15 protein-coding genes are annotated in these 14541 nt (G+C 63.5%); 7 read left to right on the top strand and 8 right to left on the bottom strand.

Features of this window, described 5'->3' with window-relative positions; all coding sequences use genetic code 11:
* Positions 1–3: 3 nt before the first annotated feature.
* Positions 4–1080, top strand: a complete 1077-nt coding sequence (locus LB536_RS09360) for an extracellular solute-binding protein (protein ID WP_224591324.1) — start codon at positions 4–6, stop codon at positions 1078–1080.
* A complete protein-coding gene (locus LB536_RS09355; RefSeq protein ID WP_224591322.1) occupies positions 1077–2354 on the top strand; it encodes a flavin monoamine oxidase family protein in 1278 nt (425 codons plus the stop codon). The genes LB536_RS09360 and LB536_RS09355 overlap by 4 nt, the downstream gene beginning before the upstream one ends.
* Here LB536_RS09355 and LB536_RS09350 read toward each other — a convergent pair.
* From LB536_RS09350 to LB536_RS09340, 3 genes are read right to left on the bottom strand one after another with little or no spacing between them, the layout of a single operon-like run.
* Complete coding sequence (locus tag LB536_RS09350) at positions 2351–3424, bottom strand: ABC transporter ATP-binding protein (protein ID WP_224591320.1); 1074 nt, start codon at positions 3422–3424, stop codon at positions 2351–2353. The genes LB536_RS09355 and LB536_RS09350 overlap by 4 nt on opposite strands.
* A 52-nt stretch (positions 3425–3476) precedes the next feature.
* Complete coding sequence (locus LB536_RS09345) at positions 3477–4298, bottom strand: ABC transporter permease (protein ID WP_224591318.1); 822 nt, start codon at positions 4296–4298, stop codon at positions 3477–3479.
* Complete coding sequence (locus LB536_RS09340) at positions 4295–5212, bottom strand: ABC transporter permease (RefSeq protein WP_224591316.1); 918 nt, start codon at positions 5210–5212, stop codon at positions 4295–4297. Before LB536_RS09340 ends, LB536_RS09345 begins: the two co-directional genes overlap by 4 nt.
* Before the next feature lie 271 nt (positions 5213–5483).
* Here LB536_RS09340 and LB536_RS09335 point away from each other — a divergent pair, with 271 nt between their 5' ends.
* Positions 5484–6902 carry an aminotransferase gene (locus LB536_RS09335; RefSeq protein WP_224591314.1) on the top strand — a complete coding sequence of 473 codons (1419 nt, stop codon included), beginning with the start codon at positions 5484–5486 and terminating at the stop codon, positions 6900–6902.
* A 264-nt stretch (positions 6903–7166) separates the two neighbouring features.
* On the opposite strand, the gene LB536_RS09330 is transcribed toward LB536_RS09335, so the two are convergent.
* The gene (locus LB536_RS09330) at positions 7167–8369 is read right to left on the bottom strand and encodes an aromatic ring-hydroxylating oxygenase subunit alpha (protein ID WP_140809597.1); all 1203 of its coding nucleotides are present in this window, start codon (positions 8367–8369) and stop codon (positions 7167–7169) included.
* Between the two features lie 140 nt (positions 8370–8509).
* Here LB536_RS09330 and LB536_RS09325 point away from each other — a divergent pair, with 140 nt between their 5' ends.
* Both LB536_RS09325 and LB536_RS09320 read left to right on the top strand, forming a co-directional pair.
* Positions 8510–8824 carry a hypothetical protein gene (locus LB536_RS09325; protein ID WP_224591312.1) on the top strand — a complete coding sequence of 105 codons (315 nt, stop codon included), beginning with the start codon at positions 8510–8512 and terminating at the stop codon, positions 8822–8824.
* A 2-nt stretch (positions 8825–8826) separates the two neighbouring features.
* Positions 8827–9234, top strand: a complete 408-nt coding sequence (locus tag LB536_RS09320; protein WP_224591311.1) for a hypothetical protein — start codon at positions 8827–8829, stop codon at positions 9232–9234.
* A 130-nt stretch (positions 9235–9364) separates the two neighbouring features.
* Here LB536_RS09320 and LB536_RS09315 read toward each other — a convergent pair whose 3' ends face one another.
* Together LB536_RS09315 and LB536_RS09310 are read right to left on the bottom strand one after the other, a co-directional pair.
* Positions 9365–11452 carry a PAS domain S-box protein gene (locus LB536_RS09315; protein ID WP_224591309.1) on the bottom strand — a complete coding sequence of 696 codons (2088 nt, stop codon included), beginning with the start codon at positions 11450–11452 and terminating at the stop codon, positions 9365–9367.
* A 79-nt stretch (positions 11453–11531) separates the two neighbouring features.
* A complete protein-coding gene (locus tag LB536_RS09310) occupies positions 11532–12305 on the bottom strand; it encodes a response regulator (protein WP_181178208.1) in 774 nt (257 codons plus the stop codon).
* A 45-nt stretch (positions 12306–12350) separates the two neighbouring features.
* Between LB536_RS09310 and LB536_RS09305 the strand changes: the two genes are divergently transcribed.
* Positions 12351–13052, top strand: a complete 702-nt coding sequence (locus LB536_RS09305) for a response regulator transcription factor (RefSeq protein ID WP_224591307.1) — start codon at positions 12351–12353, stop codon at positions 13050–13052.
* Positions 13053–13123: 71 nt separating this feature from the next.
* On the opposite strand, the gene LB536_RS09300 is transcribed toward LB536_RS09305, so the two are convergent.
* The gene (locus LB536_RS09300) at positions 13124–13291 is read right to left on the bottom strand and encodes a hypothetical protein (RefSeq protein ID WP_140754471.1); all 168 of its coding nucleotides are present in this window, start codon (positions 13289–13291) and stop codon (positions 13124–13126) included.
* A 41-nt stretch (positions 13292–13332) separates the two neighbouring features.
* A complete protein-coding gene (locus LB536_RS09295) occupies positions 13333–13665 on the bottom strand; it encodes a hypothetical protein (protein ID WP_140754469.1) in 333 nt (110 codons plus the stop codon).
* Positions 13666–14005: 340 nt separating this feature from the next.
* On the opposite strand from LB536_RS09295, the gene LB536_RS09290 reads away from it, so the two are divergent.
* Positions 14006–14461 (top strand): L,D-transpeptidase, encoded by a 456-nt coding sequence (locus LB536_RS09290; RefSeq protein ID WP_140754467.1) that lies wholly within the window; start codon positions 14006–14008, stop codon positions 14459–14461.
* Positions 14462–14541 lie beyond the last annotated feature (80 nt).

Below are 14541 nucleotides of genomic sequence, written 5' to 3'. Positions count from 1 at the left end.
GCCATGAATTCCGTGCTTCGCCACCTTGTCATCGCCACCGCCTGCACGCTCGGCGCCGGCGCGGTTTACGCGCTCGCCGAAGGCGGCGGCGACCTCGTCGTGTTCGACTGGTCGGGCTATGAGGATCCGCTGCTGCACCCGGCCTACACGACCAAATACGGCGCCGAGCCGACCTTCGCCTTCTTCGGCGACGAGGATGAGGCCTTCGAGAAGATGCGGGCGGGCTTCAAAGCCGATATCGCGCACCCCTGCTCGCAAAGCGTGGTGAAGTGGCGCGAGGCCGGCATGCTGCAGCCGCTCGACACATCCAGGATCGCCGGCTGGAAGGACCTCAATCCCGGGATCATGGCGATGAAGGATCTCGCGGTCACCGCCGACGGCAAGGCCTGGTTCATGCCATTCGACTGGGGAAACACCTCGCTGCTCTACCGTACCGACAAGGTGACGGCCGATCAGGCACAGTCGCTCAGGATTTTCGCCGATCCGCGGTTCAAGGGCCGCGTCACCGTCGGCGACAATGTCGACGACGCTTATGCGCTGGCGAGCCTGGTCATCGGTCTCAAGGACTGGACCAGGATGACCGACGACCAGTTCAAGCAGGCTTCCGCTTTCCTGCGCGACGTGCACAAGAACATCCGTTTCTACTGGACCGACGACACCGACCTCAATCAGGCCTTTATCGGCAACGAGGTCGATCTCGTCTGGGGCTGGAACGAGACCTTCGTGACGCTGAAGGGACAGGGCCTGCCGATCGCCATGAACCGCGAGACCAAGGAAGGGATTTCAACCTGGGTGTGCGGCTATGTGCTGATGAAGGATGCGCCAGGCAAGCTCGACGAAGCCTATGATTTCCTCAGCGCCGTCAATGCGCCCGGCGTGTCGGACTATTTGGTCAAGACCTTCGGCTACGGCCACGGCAATGGCGCCGGGATGGCTGATATCGACCACAAGGTGCTGGCCGACCGCGGCTTCGACAATCTCGACAAGTTCCTCGACAAGACCCTGTTCCAGCAGCCGGTACCGCCGGAGCTGAAGAAGCGCATGATCGACGAGTTCGAGAAGATCAAGGCTGGCTATTGAACGACAAGACCGAAAGGACCGACGTCGTCATCGTCGGGGCCGGCTTCACCGGTCTGTCGGCCGCGATTGAATTGAAGCGCGCCGGCGTAGATTTCGTGGTGGTGGAAGCCCGCGATCGTGTCGGCGGCCGCGTCGAGGCCAAGCGAAACGGGCTTGGCGAGCGCATCGACAGCGGTGGCCAGTTCCTGTGCGAGGACATGCCGCAGCTGATGGAACTGGCGCGGGCTCGCGGCAAGACCTTCGTCGAGACTTACGTCGAGGGTGATTTCATCACCTACCCGTCAATGTCGGTCGGCCGGGCCGAGCGGACCTATCACGCCTCGATGGCAATCCGCGAACGCATGAACAGGATCGAGCCCTACGATCCTGCCATTGCGGGATTGACCGTTGCCGAGTGGCTGGAGAGGCAGGATGACGCGGGCGAGGCAAAGACGGTCTTCCGGTCGATGATCGAAGGCCTGTGGTGCCTGGCGTTGGAAAAGGTGCCACTCTGGTATCTGATCGACAATGACCGGCGCATCACCAACGAGGTGCCGGAGCTGCAATATTCCCTGCGCGAGACCATGCAGTCGGTGGCCGATGATCTGGCCGAGGACCTCGGCGGCCGGGTGAGGCTTGGTGAACCGGTCACCCGCATCGAATGCGGTCCGCCAGGGGTTCGTGTCGTCTCGAGCAATGGCGTGATCGAAGCGCGCGAAGTTCTGGTCGCCGTGCCGCCGGCGACAGCCGCGAAGCTCGATTTTACGCCCGCTTTGCCGGCAGCCCTGGAAACGGCGCTCGGCGCCTGGGAAAGCGGCGCGGTGATCAAGATCCTGGTGCGCTATCCCAAGCCGTTCTGGCGCGAGCGGGATTTGAGCGGAATGGTGATGTGGCGGGACCTGCCGGGGCTGTTTGCCTGTGACGCCAGCAGGGATTCCGATCATGCGGCGCTTGTCGTCTTCGTTGGCGGGCCGCTGGCGCTGCGCTGGCACGAACTCGGCGAGGCGGATCTCCGGGCGCAGGTGACGACGAGGCTTGTGGAGGCGCTCGGTCCGGAAGCGGCGGATAGCCTCGATTTCAACCGCCGCGACTGGACGCATGACGGCTGGAGCGGCGGTGCCTATAGCGACCTGATCGTCGATGTGACGGCGAGGGATGCCGAGCGCACCATTCTTGCCGGTGCGCCGCCGGTGCATTTCGCCTCGTCGGAATTGTCGCCGTCATTCCCGGGCTATGTCGAAGGCGCGATCGTGGCCGGACGCATCGCGGCGCGCAGGATCATCGCCGATGTTTAGTCGGCCATCGCGACCAGGGCTTCCGGGTCATAGGCGAGGCGGATCGGAGTGCCGACCGGGATATCGTCGGCGCCGAAATCGTTGGTCTCTGTCACCGACAGCGGCTTCTCCAGGCCGGGGATCTCGACGATCAGATGGGTGATCTCGCCGAAATAGTGGCGCTCGACCACCTTGCCGGCGACCTCGAATTTGGCTGTCGCATTGTCCCATAGCACGCGCAGCCGCTCAGGCCTGATGCCGAGCGTCGCGCCGCCGCCGTTGCGCACGAAAGCCTTGGGCTTGTCGGTCTTGATGCGGCCGAAACCCAGCGTGTCGACGATCAGCGTGGCGCCGTTCTCCTCGACGATCTCTGCCTTGACGAAATTCATGCCGCCAAGGAAGTCGGCGACCTGCCGGTCGACCGGGCGTTGGTAGATCTCCTTGGGGGAGGCGACCTGGGCAATCTTGCCGCCGAACATCACGGCGATGCGGTCGGACATGGCGAGCGCTTCGTACTGGTCGTGGGTGACCAATACGAAGGTGATGCCGACCGCCTGCTGCAGGCGGCGCAACTCGACCTGCATCTGCTCACGCAGCTTCTTGTCAAGCGCCGACAGCGGCTCGTCGAGCAGCAGAACTTTTGGCCGCATCACCAGGGCGCGGGCAAGCGCGACACGCTGGCGTTGGCCGCCGGAAAGCTCGGTGGCAAGCCGCTTGCCGAGGCCGATGAGCGAGACCTGCGCCAGTGCTTCCTCAACCCGGCGCTTCTCCTCGCCGCCCTGCAGCTTCAGCCGCTTCAGCCCGTAGGCGACGTTTTGCTCGACATTGAGGTGCGGGAAGATCGCGTAGCTCTGGAACACCATGTTGGTCGGCCGGCGGTTCGCCGCGATGCCTTCCATGGGCTGGCCGCCGACCGCGATCGAACCGCTGGTCGGATTGTCGAAGCCGGCGATCATGCGCAAAAGCGTGGTCTTGCCGCAGCCGGACGGGCCGAGCAGCGAGAAGAACTCGCCTTCCCTGATGGTCAGGGAGGCGTCGTCGAGTGCCTTGAACGCTCCGTAGCTGCGCGTGACGTTGCGGATCTCGATCATCGGTCTTTCGGATTGGATCCTGTCCACGTGAGGGCGCTCGATCCGCGGCTGCTCAGGCATAGAGGCCTCCCTCGTTTTGGGTGCGTCTGGCCGCGCGGCGACGCAGGATTTCGGCGATTGTCATCAGCAGGAATGAGGCAACCAGCAGCAGCGTGCCCAGCGCCAGCACGCCGGGCAGTTTCGACGCGAAGCGCAACTGGCCCCAGATGTAGATCGGTAGCGTCGCCTCAGTGCCGGTCAGGAAGAAGGCGATGATGAATTCGTCCAGAGAGATGGTGAAGCAGACCAGCAGGCTGGAGATGATCGCCGGCGCCACCATCGGCAGCGTCACGCGCCGGAAAGTGCCGAAGGCGCTCTCGCCGAGGTCGGCGGACGCTTCTTCCAGACTGCGGTCGAATCCTTCGAATCCGGAAGTCAGCACCGTCATCGAATAGGGAATGCAGATCAGGACGTGGCCGAGCACGACAGTGAACAGCGACAGGCTCAAGCCGAGCTGCAGCATCACCAGCAGCATGGAGATGGCAACGATGACTTCGGGTAGCACAAGCGGGGCCATGATCAGACCGTTGATGGCGCGGCGGCCGGGATAGCGGTAGCGGGTGATCGAGCGGGCGGCGAGGATGCCGAGCACGGTGGAGAGGATGGCCGCCGAGACGCCGACGATCAGGCTGTTCCAGGCGGCGTCGAGCAGCGCCGGCGTGCGCGGCAGGTCCTCGTACCATTGCAAGGTGAAGCCGGTCAGCGGGAATTTCGGCGTCGCCGCCGTGTTGATCGAGAAGATCGGCAGGAAGATGACGGGCAGATAGAGGAAGACGATGTAGAGGAACGCATAGGCCGACAGCCAGCCGCCTGGCGGGAAGCGCCGCGCCCTCATCGCGCCATCCTTTGCAAGGTGCGGATGACCAGCACCGTGGCGCCGGCCATCAGGGAGACGATCAGCATGGTGGTGACGGAAAGTGCGGCACCGAGCGGCCAGTTGGCGGCCTTGCCGAACTGCGCCTGGATGGCGTTGGCGATCATGACGCCGTCCTTGCCGCCGACGAGCTTTGGCGTGACATAGTCGCCGACCGTCGGGATCATGACGATCAGCGCCGCGGAAATGACGCCCGGCGCCGACAGCGGCAAGGTCACGCGCAGGAACGAGCGCAAGGGACCATCGCCAAGGTCGGTGGCCGCTTCGACCAGCGTGCGGTCGACCTTCTCCAGGGACACGAAGATCGGCAGGATGGCGAAGGCCGCCCAGGCATGGGTGAGGGTGATGATGACGGCGCTCGAATTGTAGAGCAGGGCTGTCGACGGTTCGTCGATGATGCCCAGGCCCATCAGGCCGGAATTCAAGACTCCGTTATAGCCCAGGATGACCTTCCACGACATCACGCGCAGGAGATAGCTGGTCCAGAACGGGATGGTGATGAGGAACAGCCACAGGCTCTTGTGACGGCCGCCATGGAAGGAAATGAAGTAGGCGATCGGGTAGGCGAGGACGACGGTGAACAGGCTGACCGTCAGCGAGATGCAGAGCGAGCGCCACAGGAGATCGCGGTAGATCGGCTCGGTCAGCGCGACGCGGTAGTTTTCCAGCGTGAAAGTGCGGTCGATGGTCAGGTAGTGCTGCGTCCAGAAGGAGTGGGCGATGACCACCAGGATCGGCAGGACCAGCAGGATGAGCGCGTAGAGGAAGGTCGGGCTGATCAGGGCAAAGCCCTGTACGGGCTCTGATTGCAGAAGGGCATTTCGTCTGGCCCGCGTCATGCGCAACGGGGGCGACCCTTCCGCAGCCACCGTCATTGGAGCACGCCGCGTGGCAGGGTTCCGGGTGCGATCTCGGTTGCTGGCCTAGACTGTCCCGCCATACGGCATCCCATCGGACTGGCGCCGGCTATCGTTCCCCTTGCCGGCTTTCTTTCATCATGCGCGCATCCGCGGATTGAAATCAAGCGCTAATTCTGTAATATTGATTGAACGGACATTCAAAATCGTGTGAGCAGGGCGACGATTTTCGCCGGGGCGAACCAGATTGATGCCCGGACAAATTCGATGGAATGATGTGGAGACGACGATGGCGGCTGTGAGAGATCTGAAGGCACGCGAAACGGCTGGCCCTGGCGACGACGATGCGGTCGAACTGGCCAAGCGTCATCTCATCCAGCCTTGGCCTTATGCCGGTTCCGTCGGCACCGAGGCACGCGCGCTGATCGGCGAGGGCGATGGCATCTACATTACCGACAGCACGGGCAAGCGGCTGATCGATGGGCCTGCCGGCATGTGGTGCGTCAATGTCGGCCACCGTCGCGAGGAACTCGCCAGGGTGATGTACGACCAGGCGATGGCGCTGTCCTACAACACGCCCTGGTACACGATGAACGCGCCGTCGGCGGAGCTAGCCAGACGCATCGCCGGCCATGCGCCTGGCGACCTCAGCCACGTCTTCTACACCACCGGCGGTTCCTCGGCCGTCGAGACGGCGCTGCGTTTCATGCAGTTCTACAACAATGTGCGGGGCCGGCCGGAAAAGAAGCTGATCCTGAGCCGCGGCGGCGCCTATCACGGCTCGACCTATCTGTCGGCCTCGCTCAATGGCCGTCCGCGCGACCGCGACTGGATGGACGGCGCCGACGAACTGGTGGTCAAGCTCTCCTCGCCCGACCCGTTCCGGCGCCCGCAAGGCATGAGCCTTGCCGCCTTCACCGATCTCCTCGTCGACCAGTTCCGCGACACGGTCGCGCGCGTCGGCGCCGACAGAATAGGCGCGTTCGTCGGCGAACCCATACAAGCATCCGGTGGCGTCATCATTCCGCCCGACGGCTACCTCAGGCGCATCCGCGAGATCTGCCGCGACAATGATATCCTCTATATCTCCGACGAAGTGGTGACGGGCTTTGGACGCCTGGGCCACGTCTTTGCCTCGGGCGACGTGTTCGGCATCGACCCCGACATGATCACCTTCGCCAAGGGCGTCACCTCAGGCTATTTCCCGCTTGGCGGCGTCATCATTTCCGAGCGGCTGCTGGAGGAATTGCGCCGTTCCAACCATCCCGATGCGATGTTCGGCCATGGCCTGACCTACACCAGCCACCCCGTCGGCTGTGCGGTGGCGCTGAAAAATCTCGACCTGCTGGAGGAAAGCGTGCTTGCCCATACGCTCGAGGTCGCGCCCTATTTCCAGGCGCAGCTGAAGACGCTGGAAGAGCTGCCGCTGGTCGGCGAAGTGCGCGGCGTGGGGCTGATGGGCTGCGTCGAATGCGTCGCCGACCGCGAAAGCAGGGATCCACTGCAGCTCGACAAGGATGTCGGCAAACGCATCGATGCACACTGCCACGAACTTGGCCTGCTGGTGCGGCCACTGATCAACATGTGCGTGATGTCGCCGCCACTGATCATTACACGAGAGCAGATCGACGACATGGTCGGCATCTTGCGCGAAGGCATTTCGCGCACCATGGATGATCTTAGGAAAGAGGGCGTGTGGCGGGGGTGAGTTTCCTCCTTCTCCCCGTTTCACGGGGAGAAGGTGCCCGGAGGGCGGATGAGGGGCGGCGCCAGCCTTGCTGGTTGGCCATGTTATCTGCTTCCAAGATGATTTTCTAATCTCGCAAGCCGGCGCTGCCCCTCACCTGCCTGCCTGCCTGCCCGTCCTCCGCAGCAGCTGCGCTGCAGCTGCGGAGGGTGGACCGGCTCCTCTCCCGTATAGAGACGGGGAGAGGGGCGCTATCATCGGCGGCTTCGCCAATTACCAGCGTTCTTACCCTCGTGACCGCAGCGCGTCGTTCAGGTTCCACATGTCCTTTTCTTCCGGCGCTGTTTCCAGGCCGAGCACCGGAATCTGCTTGCGCAGATGGTCGTGGTGGGTGCGCACGCCATATTCGAGGTCGGAAAGGTAGAAACCCTCGAAGGCCTCGGACAGCATGGATTCGTTCGACCAGACCGAGAGCTGCACATCTTCCGACATGGTGTCACGATCGATGCGGAAGGAGAGATAGCGGGCGGCTGCCTGCTCGCGACTTTCGTCGCGGTAGCGATAGATGGCGCCACGCAGCAGCGTCTCACCCGTCGACAGCGGAAACTCCTGATAGAACTGCACCGATTCCGGCATCACCGACAGAACGGCATTCGGGAAGATGCCGTAATAGACCCAGGCCTTCCTGAGGTGGTCCGGCAGGTGCGTCGGCTCCGGCGCGATCTTGACGTAGTTCCTGACGCTCCAGCGGCGGCCGGCATGCGGATTGTAGGTGGCGAAGGAGCGCGAGACGCCGTTGATGAACGGCTCGTCGAAATAGGTGGCGCCGTAGAGATCCTGCAGGGCCGGATGCGCCATGGCGACATGATAGCCTTCATTGTCGACATCGCGCACCGACTTCCAGTTGACCGGTGTCTTCTGGGTCCAGATACCCCAGGACGGCACCATGTCGGCGGCCTTGTAATGCGCGAATTCGGGTTCGATCGGCTTCAACAGTTCGGCGACGGAAGGCTGTGGCCCGCCATTGCGGAAGCGAATGAAGATGAAGCCCATCCAGACTTCGAGATCGAGCGGCATCAAGCCGAACTCGGTCTTGTCGAGATCGGGGAAGGAGCGCGGGCGGGCGGCGCCGCGCAGCGTACCGTCGAGATTGTAGACCCAGCCATGGAACGGGCAGACCAGCGCGTTCTTGCAATTGCCCTGGCTGTCGGCCACGACGCGGCTGCCGCGGTGGCGGCACATGTTGTTGAAGCCGCGCACGACGCCGTCCTTGCCGCGCACGATCAGCGCGCGCTCGCCTATGACATCCATGGTGAGGTAATCGCCAGCGCCAGGTATGTCGCAGACATGCCCGGCGATCTGCCAATGATTGCGGAAGACATGCTCCTTCTCCAGTTCGAGAAGGGCGGTGGAATGGTAACTCCAGCCTGGCAATCCCCGCCGGTCCCAATCGTTCGGGATTGCCACGTCACGGAGGTGCGGGTTCATGAAACGTCTCTTCTTTTTATTGAATATGCATTCAATATAATCATATTTTGCGTTGAAATGCAATGATTTGTGGAAATTGGCAGGTTTCGCGTCGAAAATGTCAGCCCCGGTTCCAGCGGAATCTTGCTGCGCCGCGGACTTTGAAAACCCCGGAAAATCCGGGTGTTAGCCAGAGTTCCATAACCTCCACCCGTCGCCCGTTCACGCTGCAAATCGCGCCCCTCGGACAAGTATTCCGCTGGCAAGAAAAAGCCCTGCCGTTCGCGTCGGCCGCCTGCGGTGCAGGCAGGGCAACCGCCATCTCGACTCTAGATAGTCGATGCCGGATTCTGACCGTTTTTGCCCGTATCGATGTTTCAATCCCGTTACATTGCCGGGTTCTCGTCACCTTTGCACCGTTACAAAGCGCGATTAAACTCGTTTTATCGCAAAAAGAAAATCAACGAAGGGGATGATGATGCATGCGAAAGTCCAGATCACCAGCAGCAACCGCTATCAGGCTCCGGAGCGCGCTGACTGCCGCCCGAAGCTGGCGCTTCGCCAGCGTGCCAGCGACCACCCGATGGCAATGTTCATGGCGTTGGCTGCTTGCGCCTTCGCCGGCATGGCGTTCACGCCGACGGTCGGCCCAGCCTTCGCTTCGTTGAACCCGCCCGCCAACATCGTCGATGGGGCGCCGACCACGACCACGACGGCGCGCCTGCCAATGCCCGCGATCGATTTCGCCTGCAAGGGGCAGGCCTGGGGCGCCGAGAGCGTGGATTGCTTGCGCGCCATTGCCGAGCAGTCCGGAACGCACAAGGCCCGCGCGATCCGGATGATCGCCAACGCCGCGCCGCTGACCAGCACGCCCAACATCTTCTGATTTCTGTCTCTGGATTTGCCTGGCATGATCCCGAAAGCCGGTTCGCGTTTGGGGATCATGCCCTGACCTCCCCGAGCGTCCTCCAGCGCTCCCTTCGGCTCCCGCCGCGATGTCGGCCGGGGGCCTCTTTTTAAGCTTTCAACGCGGCCTGCTCGGCAATGGTCGAAAGCACGCTACGCACATCCAGCGTGCTGAACGGTTTTTCGAGGATCTGTGGCCGCTGCTGCGCCGGCAAGGCTTCGATTTCCGCCTTCGCGCCGATGAGGTCGCCGGTGACCAGCACGAAGCGCCGCGCCAGGTCGGGGCGCTCGGCGAGCAGTTCGCGGTAGATCGAAATGCCTGATGTGCCGGGCATGCGCAGATCCGAAAAGACGATGTCCGGCGGCATGTGGCCGCTCAAGGTGGCGGCGCTCGATTCCCACACTGGCGCGATCCGCGACTTGATGCCCATCAATTCGAGAATGTCGGACAAGGAACCGGCGACGTCAGGCTCGTCATCGATGATCAGGGCATGGCGCAGGCCGCTCGATCGTGGCTGGCTTTCGCCAGCGGCGGCGATGCCCGCCGAGATCGCCGGCAACTGGACGACGAAACGCGCGCCTCTCGGCTGCACTTCCTCGAACCAGACATTGCCGTTGTGCCGCTCGATGATGGATTTCGAAATCGACAGGCCGATCCCGGTGCCCACACCGACCGGCTTGGTGGTGAAATAGGATTCGAAAATGCGCGAACGGATGGCTTCGGGAATGCCGGGCCCGTTGTCCTCGACCGAGAAGCAGGGATTGCCCCGGTCGCCGCGGAAGCTCCGCACCTTGATCAGCCGGTCGCCGGCGATGCCAGCCAGGGCATGCTGGCTGTTGATGAGGAAATTGGCCGCCACCTGCGTCACGTGGTCGGCGTCGGCCATGGCCAGCAGGGGACCCGGCGCGAAATCGGTGTCGATGATGATGCCGCTCGAGCGCGCGCCGTAGGCGGTCACCTCGAGAGCGGCGCGGATCACCTGGTTGAGATCGGTCTCGGTCTGCGCCGCGGGATGGAGGCGGACCATCGACAGGAAGCTCTTGACGATGCGCCCGCAGCGCTCGGCGGCGGCGCGCACTTTTTCGGCACGGACCTTGGTCTGCGGGTCCGAGGCGAATTCATGCAGCAGCGTCGATTGCGCGACCACAACCGCCAGCGGGTTGTTGAGCTCGTGCGAAACGCCCGCGAGCAGCGAGCCCATCGCAGCCATCTTCTCGTTCTGGTGCAGCTTCTCGCGCTGCCGGTTGATCTCCTCCTCGGCGCGCAGCCTCTCGCGCAAGTCGCGGATGGAGCCGAAGATCAGCCGGCGGTCGGCGACCCGCATCTCGGTCGCCGTCAGCTCGATTGGGAAGACCTCGCCGGCGGCATTCTGCGTCACCGTCTCGAGCCGCTGGCCGACCATCGGCGCTCCGCGGCCGGACATGTAGTCGGCGCCCGAGGCATAACCCTTGCGGTAGTATTCCGGAACGACGGTGTCGAGCAGGTCCTTGCCGAGAATGTCGCTGCGCTGGAAGCCGAACATCTTTTCCGCGGCCGGATTGAATTCGATGATCGACCCGGCCTCGTCGATGACGATGATGGCATCGAGCGAGGCCTGCAGCATGGTGCGGCGGATCACCTCGCTGGCGTGGGCGTCGGAGGGGGAGTGTTCGATGGCGTCGCCGATGGCGAGCGCGATGATGTGCAGCGTCGCCTCTTCCTCGTCGGTCCATTCACGCTCCTCGACGCAATCATTGACGGCGAGCGTGCCCCACAGATGGCCGTGCGCGAAGACGGATACCGACAGGAACGACTTGATGTTCTGCTTTTCGAAATCGGCTCTCAGGAACCCTTCGAGATCGCGCGTGTGCCCGGCGAAGACCTTGCCCTGTCGCTCATCCTCGGCCAGCCGCTCCAGCAGCGGATCCGAATTGACGATCGACTGCATGATGACGGTCGGTGAGGCCAGTTCGCCGCCGAAATCGGGGTCGATCCAGTAGGCGGCGACCGACTGGGCGAAACCTTGGCCGGGTAATTCGCGCAGGCGGAACAGGATACCGCGCTGGCACTCCATGGCGTCGCACAGCGTTTCCAGTATGCCGTCCATTTCGCGCTGCCAGTCGCCGGCCTCGCGCAGCCGGCGCACGACACGCACGGCCGCCATGGCCGCGCCTTGCCTGAAGCCCTGCATATCCGTGCTTGCCGTCTCGCCCGTCATTGTCAGCCGTCATTCCAGAGTCACGTCAATTCGATCGGCTGGCAACGGCTGCGGAGCGGAAACCCTTTGGGTCTGACGCTCAGTTGCCGTCGCCGGTCGGCAGCGAGAAGATATAGCCTTCGCCGCGCACCGTGCGCAGGAATTTCGGGTTGGCCGGATCGGTCTCGATCTTCTTGCGCAGCCGCATGATGCGGATATCGACGGCGCGCGATGATTCCGGATCCTCGGTGAAGCCGATCGCCTCGGAGATCGCGGCCCTGGTCAGCAGCCGGTTGGCGCGGGTCAGGAAAACCTCCAGCACGTCGAACTCGCTCTTGGCCATGTCGATCACCGTGCCGTTGGCGCCGGTGACCAGCCTGCCGTCGAGATCGGCCTGGAAGGAACCGAAAGCGACGGAGCGGCGGTCGGTCCTGGCTTTCCCTTCCTGCGGCTCCGTCGGCTGCGGGACACGGCGCAGCACGCTACGCACCCTGGCCAGCACTTCGCGCAGTTCATACGGCTTGACGATATAGTCGTCGGCGCCAAGCTCCAGCCCGACGATGCGGTCGAGCGCGGTGCCGGCGGCGGTCGCATAGATGATGCCGATCGGCATTTTCGAGCGCAGCCAGCGGCCGAGCGACAGGCCATCCTCGCCCGGCATGGCGATGTCGAGGATGGCCAGATGGAAGGGCTGCGTCTCGATCAGGCTGCGCGCGGCGGCTGCGGTTTCCGCGGTCGCCACGTCATAGCCGGCGGCGCCGAGATACTCGGCGACCGCGTCCCTCAGGTCGGGCTCGTCCTCGACGATGACAATTCTTGCCCGCACGATGCTCTCGCTCCCACTTTCAGTGGAAAGTAGATTGGGTATAAACATGATGTCCAGCACTCATATCCGGTTGCCAGGGAACGGTTGGAAAACATGGCCGCACGAGCCGTCATCGCGCTTGTTTCAGTCGCCGACGTCGTGGCGACCGAGCTTGCCGACCATCTCGAGCGGCGCGGTCATGACGTGCGCCAGGCGCGGCAGCCCTGGGAGGCGGAATCGCTGCTGGCGGGCGGAGGCATCGATGTCGTCGTCGTCGGCGACAGCCTCAGCCAGGCGGAAGGGCGGGATCTGCTCAGGCGTTATGGCGGCCAAGGCGGGGGAAGCGCGTATGGACCGGATTTCATCCTGATATGCCGGCCGGCCGATCTCCTCGACAAGGTGCTGGCGCTCGAACTCGGCGCCGCCGACGTCGTCGAAAGTCCGCTCAATGTCAGGGAACTCGCCGCGCGTGTCGGCGGCCTGCTTTCGCGGCGCGGCAGGGGCACCCAGGAACTGATCGTGCTGGAGAACGCGACCGTCGATCTGAGATCGGCGATCGTCATGCATCGCTCGGGTACGCAGGAGCAGCTCTCGCCCGGCCAGGTGGCGCTGCTCAGGCTGTTCCTGGCGAGCCCGCGCAAGGTGCTGACGCGTGACGACATTATCGCCGCCGCGCCGGCGGAGAATGCCGACGCCTTCGATCGCTCGATCGACTCGCGCATCGTGCGGCTGCGCCGCAAGCTCGACACCGAGACCATCACCACCATACGCGGCGCCGGCTACAGGTTCGATCCGCCACGGCAGTTCGCCGACTGACGGCTGTCTTTTCCAGCTGGTTCCCCTGATCAGCATCGGACTTTCCATTTCCGCGCCGATGCCCGCCAGGTTCAGCGCACCACCAGCAATGACGGGCCCGAGGCCATGTCGCCGCCGGCGGCGAACTCGCTTGCGTGGGCGCGCTCCTTGAGGAGCACGCTGGCGAGAGCGGCAAAGCCGAGCAGGCCCTGCGCGTAGAGCAGCGCGGAAAGCACGGAAGCTGCGAATCTTGTTTTCATGATCGGAATTCCCCAAAAAGATGATTGTGTCGCGGGTCGCTTCAGGAAACTCCCGAAGTGCCCGCGCCGCCCACGGAGCCCCCCGTCGCGGCGCGGGCCTTCGGTCCTCTCGGCAGCAAGTTGCCGGAGGGGCCGCGCAATGCCAGCAGCCGAAGGCCAACCCGCCAGAGGGCCTTCAACCGGGCGATGCGCAGGCTGGAAACGATCCAGACCGTGGCGCAAAACAGAGCGACGTGCAGGGTCGAAATCTCACTCGAACTCATCGCCGCCAGCTTCGCCACTTGCCCGCCGGCAATGGTGCCGACGCCGCCGATGGCCGCCGCAGCGATGCTGATCCTGAAGAGCCAGGACCGCGTGTTCGTTTTCGTTCCCATGGTCGTTGCCGTCTGTTTTCGTTGCGTCAACTTTTGCCTCCGGTCCGTATCCGGATCATGCCGCCAAATCCGCGCTTTGTTGCAGTTTGGTTTCGAAACCGGCCTGGATCCTTTCATATGGCGGGAGTTCGAACCTTCGTTTCGGGGCGAATACCTATGTGCGTCGTTCTCGATCCCTTATTTGGGGTGCGGGCAATGCCGACGATGCGGGTCGGCTTGTTAACCAGAGGAAACAAATTCGAAACACAAACGAGCATTTCGCGAAATCTCGCCGAAACATGCCGCATGGATAAGCCGCTCATCGAATTGGAGCCGGCCGGCCGGCAGAGAGAGGGACGTCATGCGCACCACCATTTCCGCAAAACTCATCAACATCACCGCCGCGGCGCTCATGGGCAGCGCGCTTCTGTTCGGCGCCAACGCCGCTCATGCCGCCAACAGCATCGTGGCGCGCGTTTCGCTGTCGCAGCAGGTCATGGAAGTCTCGGTCGACGGCCGGCCGACGTTCGCCTGGAAGGTTTCCACCGGGGACAGGGCGCATGTCACGCCGACCGGCTCGTTCAAGCCGACGCGCATGCATGAGATGTGGTATTCGAAGAAGTACGACAACGCGCCGATGCCGCATTCGGTCTTCTTCAGCGGCGGCTACGCGGTTCACGCCACCTATGCCATCAAGCGTCTCGGCCAGCCGGCCTCGCATGGCTGCGTACGGCTGCATCCGGACAATGCCGCCGATTTCTACCAGCTCGTCGAGACCTTCGGTCCAGCCAACACCAGCATCGTCATCGTCAAGTAGCAGGCAGGTTGCCGCATTCGGACATGTGCCGGAGTTGCTGGAGCGACCGCCAAAAAAAGAGGCCGGGAAAATCCCGGCCT

This window comes from Mesorhizobium sp. ES1-3, from assembly GCF_020164795.1.
GTDB lineage: Bacteria > Pseudomonadota > Alphaproteobacteria > Rhizobiales > Rhizobiaceae > Mesorhizobium.
Note: the sequence above shows the minus strand (reverse complement) of the source record. Positions and strands in the feature narration are given on the sequence as shown.

Excerpts from the sequence above, each read along its gene's own strand:
- LB536_RS09350 (WP_224591320.1), bottom strand. The coding sequence starts at position 3,424 with ATGATCGAGATCCGCAACGTCACGCGCAGCTACGGAGCGTTCAAGGCA.
- LB536_RS09315 (WP_224591309.1), bottom strand. The coding sequence starts at position 11,452 with ATGACGGGCGAGACGGCAAGCACGGATATGCAGGGCTTCAGGCAAGGC.
- LB536_RS09295 (WP_140754469.1), bottom strand. The coding sequence starts at position 13,665 with ATGGGAACGAAAACGAACACGCGGTCCTGGCTCTTCAGGATCAGCATC.
- LB536_RS09340 (WP_224591316.1), bottom strand. The coding sequence starts at position 5,212 with ATGACGGTGGCTGCGGAAGGGTCGCCCCCGTTGCGCATGACGCGGGCC.
- LB536_RS09300 (WP_140754471.1), bottom strand. The coding sequence starts at position 13,291 with ATGAAAACAAGATTCGCAGCTTCCGTGCTTTCCGCGCTGCTCTACGCG.
- LB536_RS09360 (WP_224591324.1), top strand. The coding sequence starts at position 4 with ATGAATTCCGTGCTTCGCCACCTTGTCATCGCCACCGCCTGCACGCTC.
- LB536_RS09305 (WP_224591307.1), top strand. The coding sequence starts at position 12,351 with ATGGCCGCACGAGCCGTCATCGCGCTTGTTTCAGTCGCCGACGTCGTG.
- LB536_RS09320 (WP_224591311.1), top strand. The coding sequence starts at position 8,827 with ATGCATGCGAAAGTCCAGATCACCAGCAGCAACCGCTATCAGGCTCCG.
- LB536_RS09335 (WP_224591314.1), top strand. The coding sequence starts at position 5,484 with ATGGCGGCTGTGAGAGATCTGAAGGCACGCGAAACGGCTGGCCCTGGC.
- LB536_RS09330 (WP_140809597.1), bottom strand. The coding sequence starts at position 8,369 with ATGAACCCGCACCTCCGTGACGTGGCAATCCCGAACGATTGGGACCGG.
- LB536_RS09345 (WP_224591318.1), bottom strand. The coding sequence starts at position 4,298 with ATGAGGGCGCGGCGCTTCCCGCCAGGCGGCTGGCTGTCGGCCTATGCG.
- LB536_RS09310 (WP_181178208.1), bottom strand. The coding sequence starts at position 12,305 with ATGTTTATACCCAATCTACTTTCCACTGAAAGTGGGAGCGAGAGCATC.
- LB536_RS09290 (WP_140754467.1), top strand. The coding sequence starts at position 14,006 with ATGCGCACCACCATTTCCGCAAAACTCATCAACATCACCGCCGCGGCG.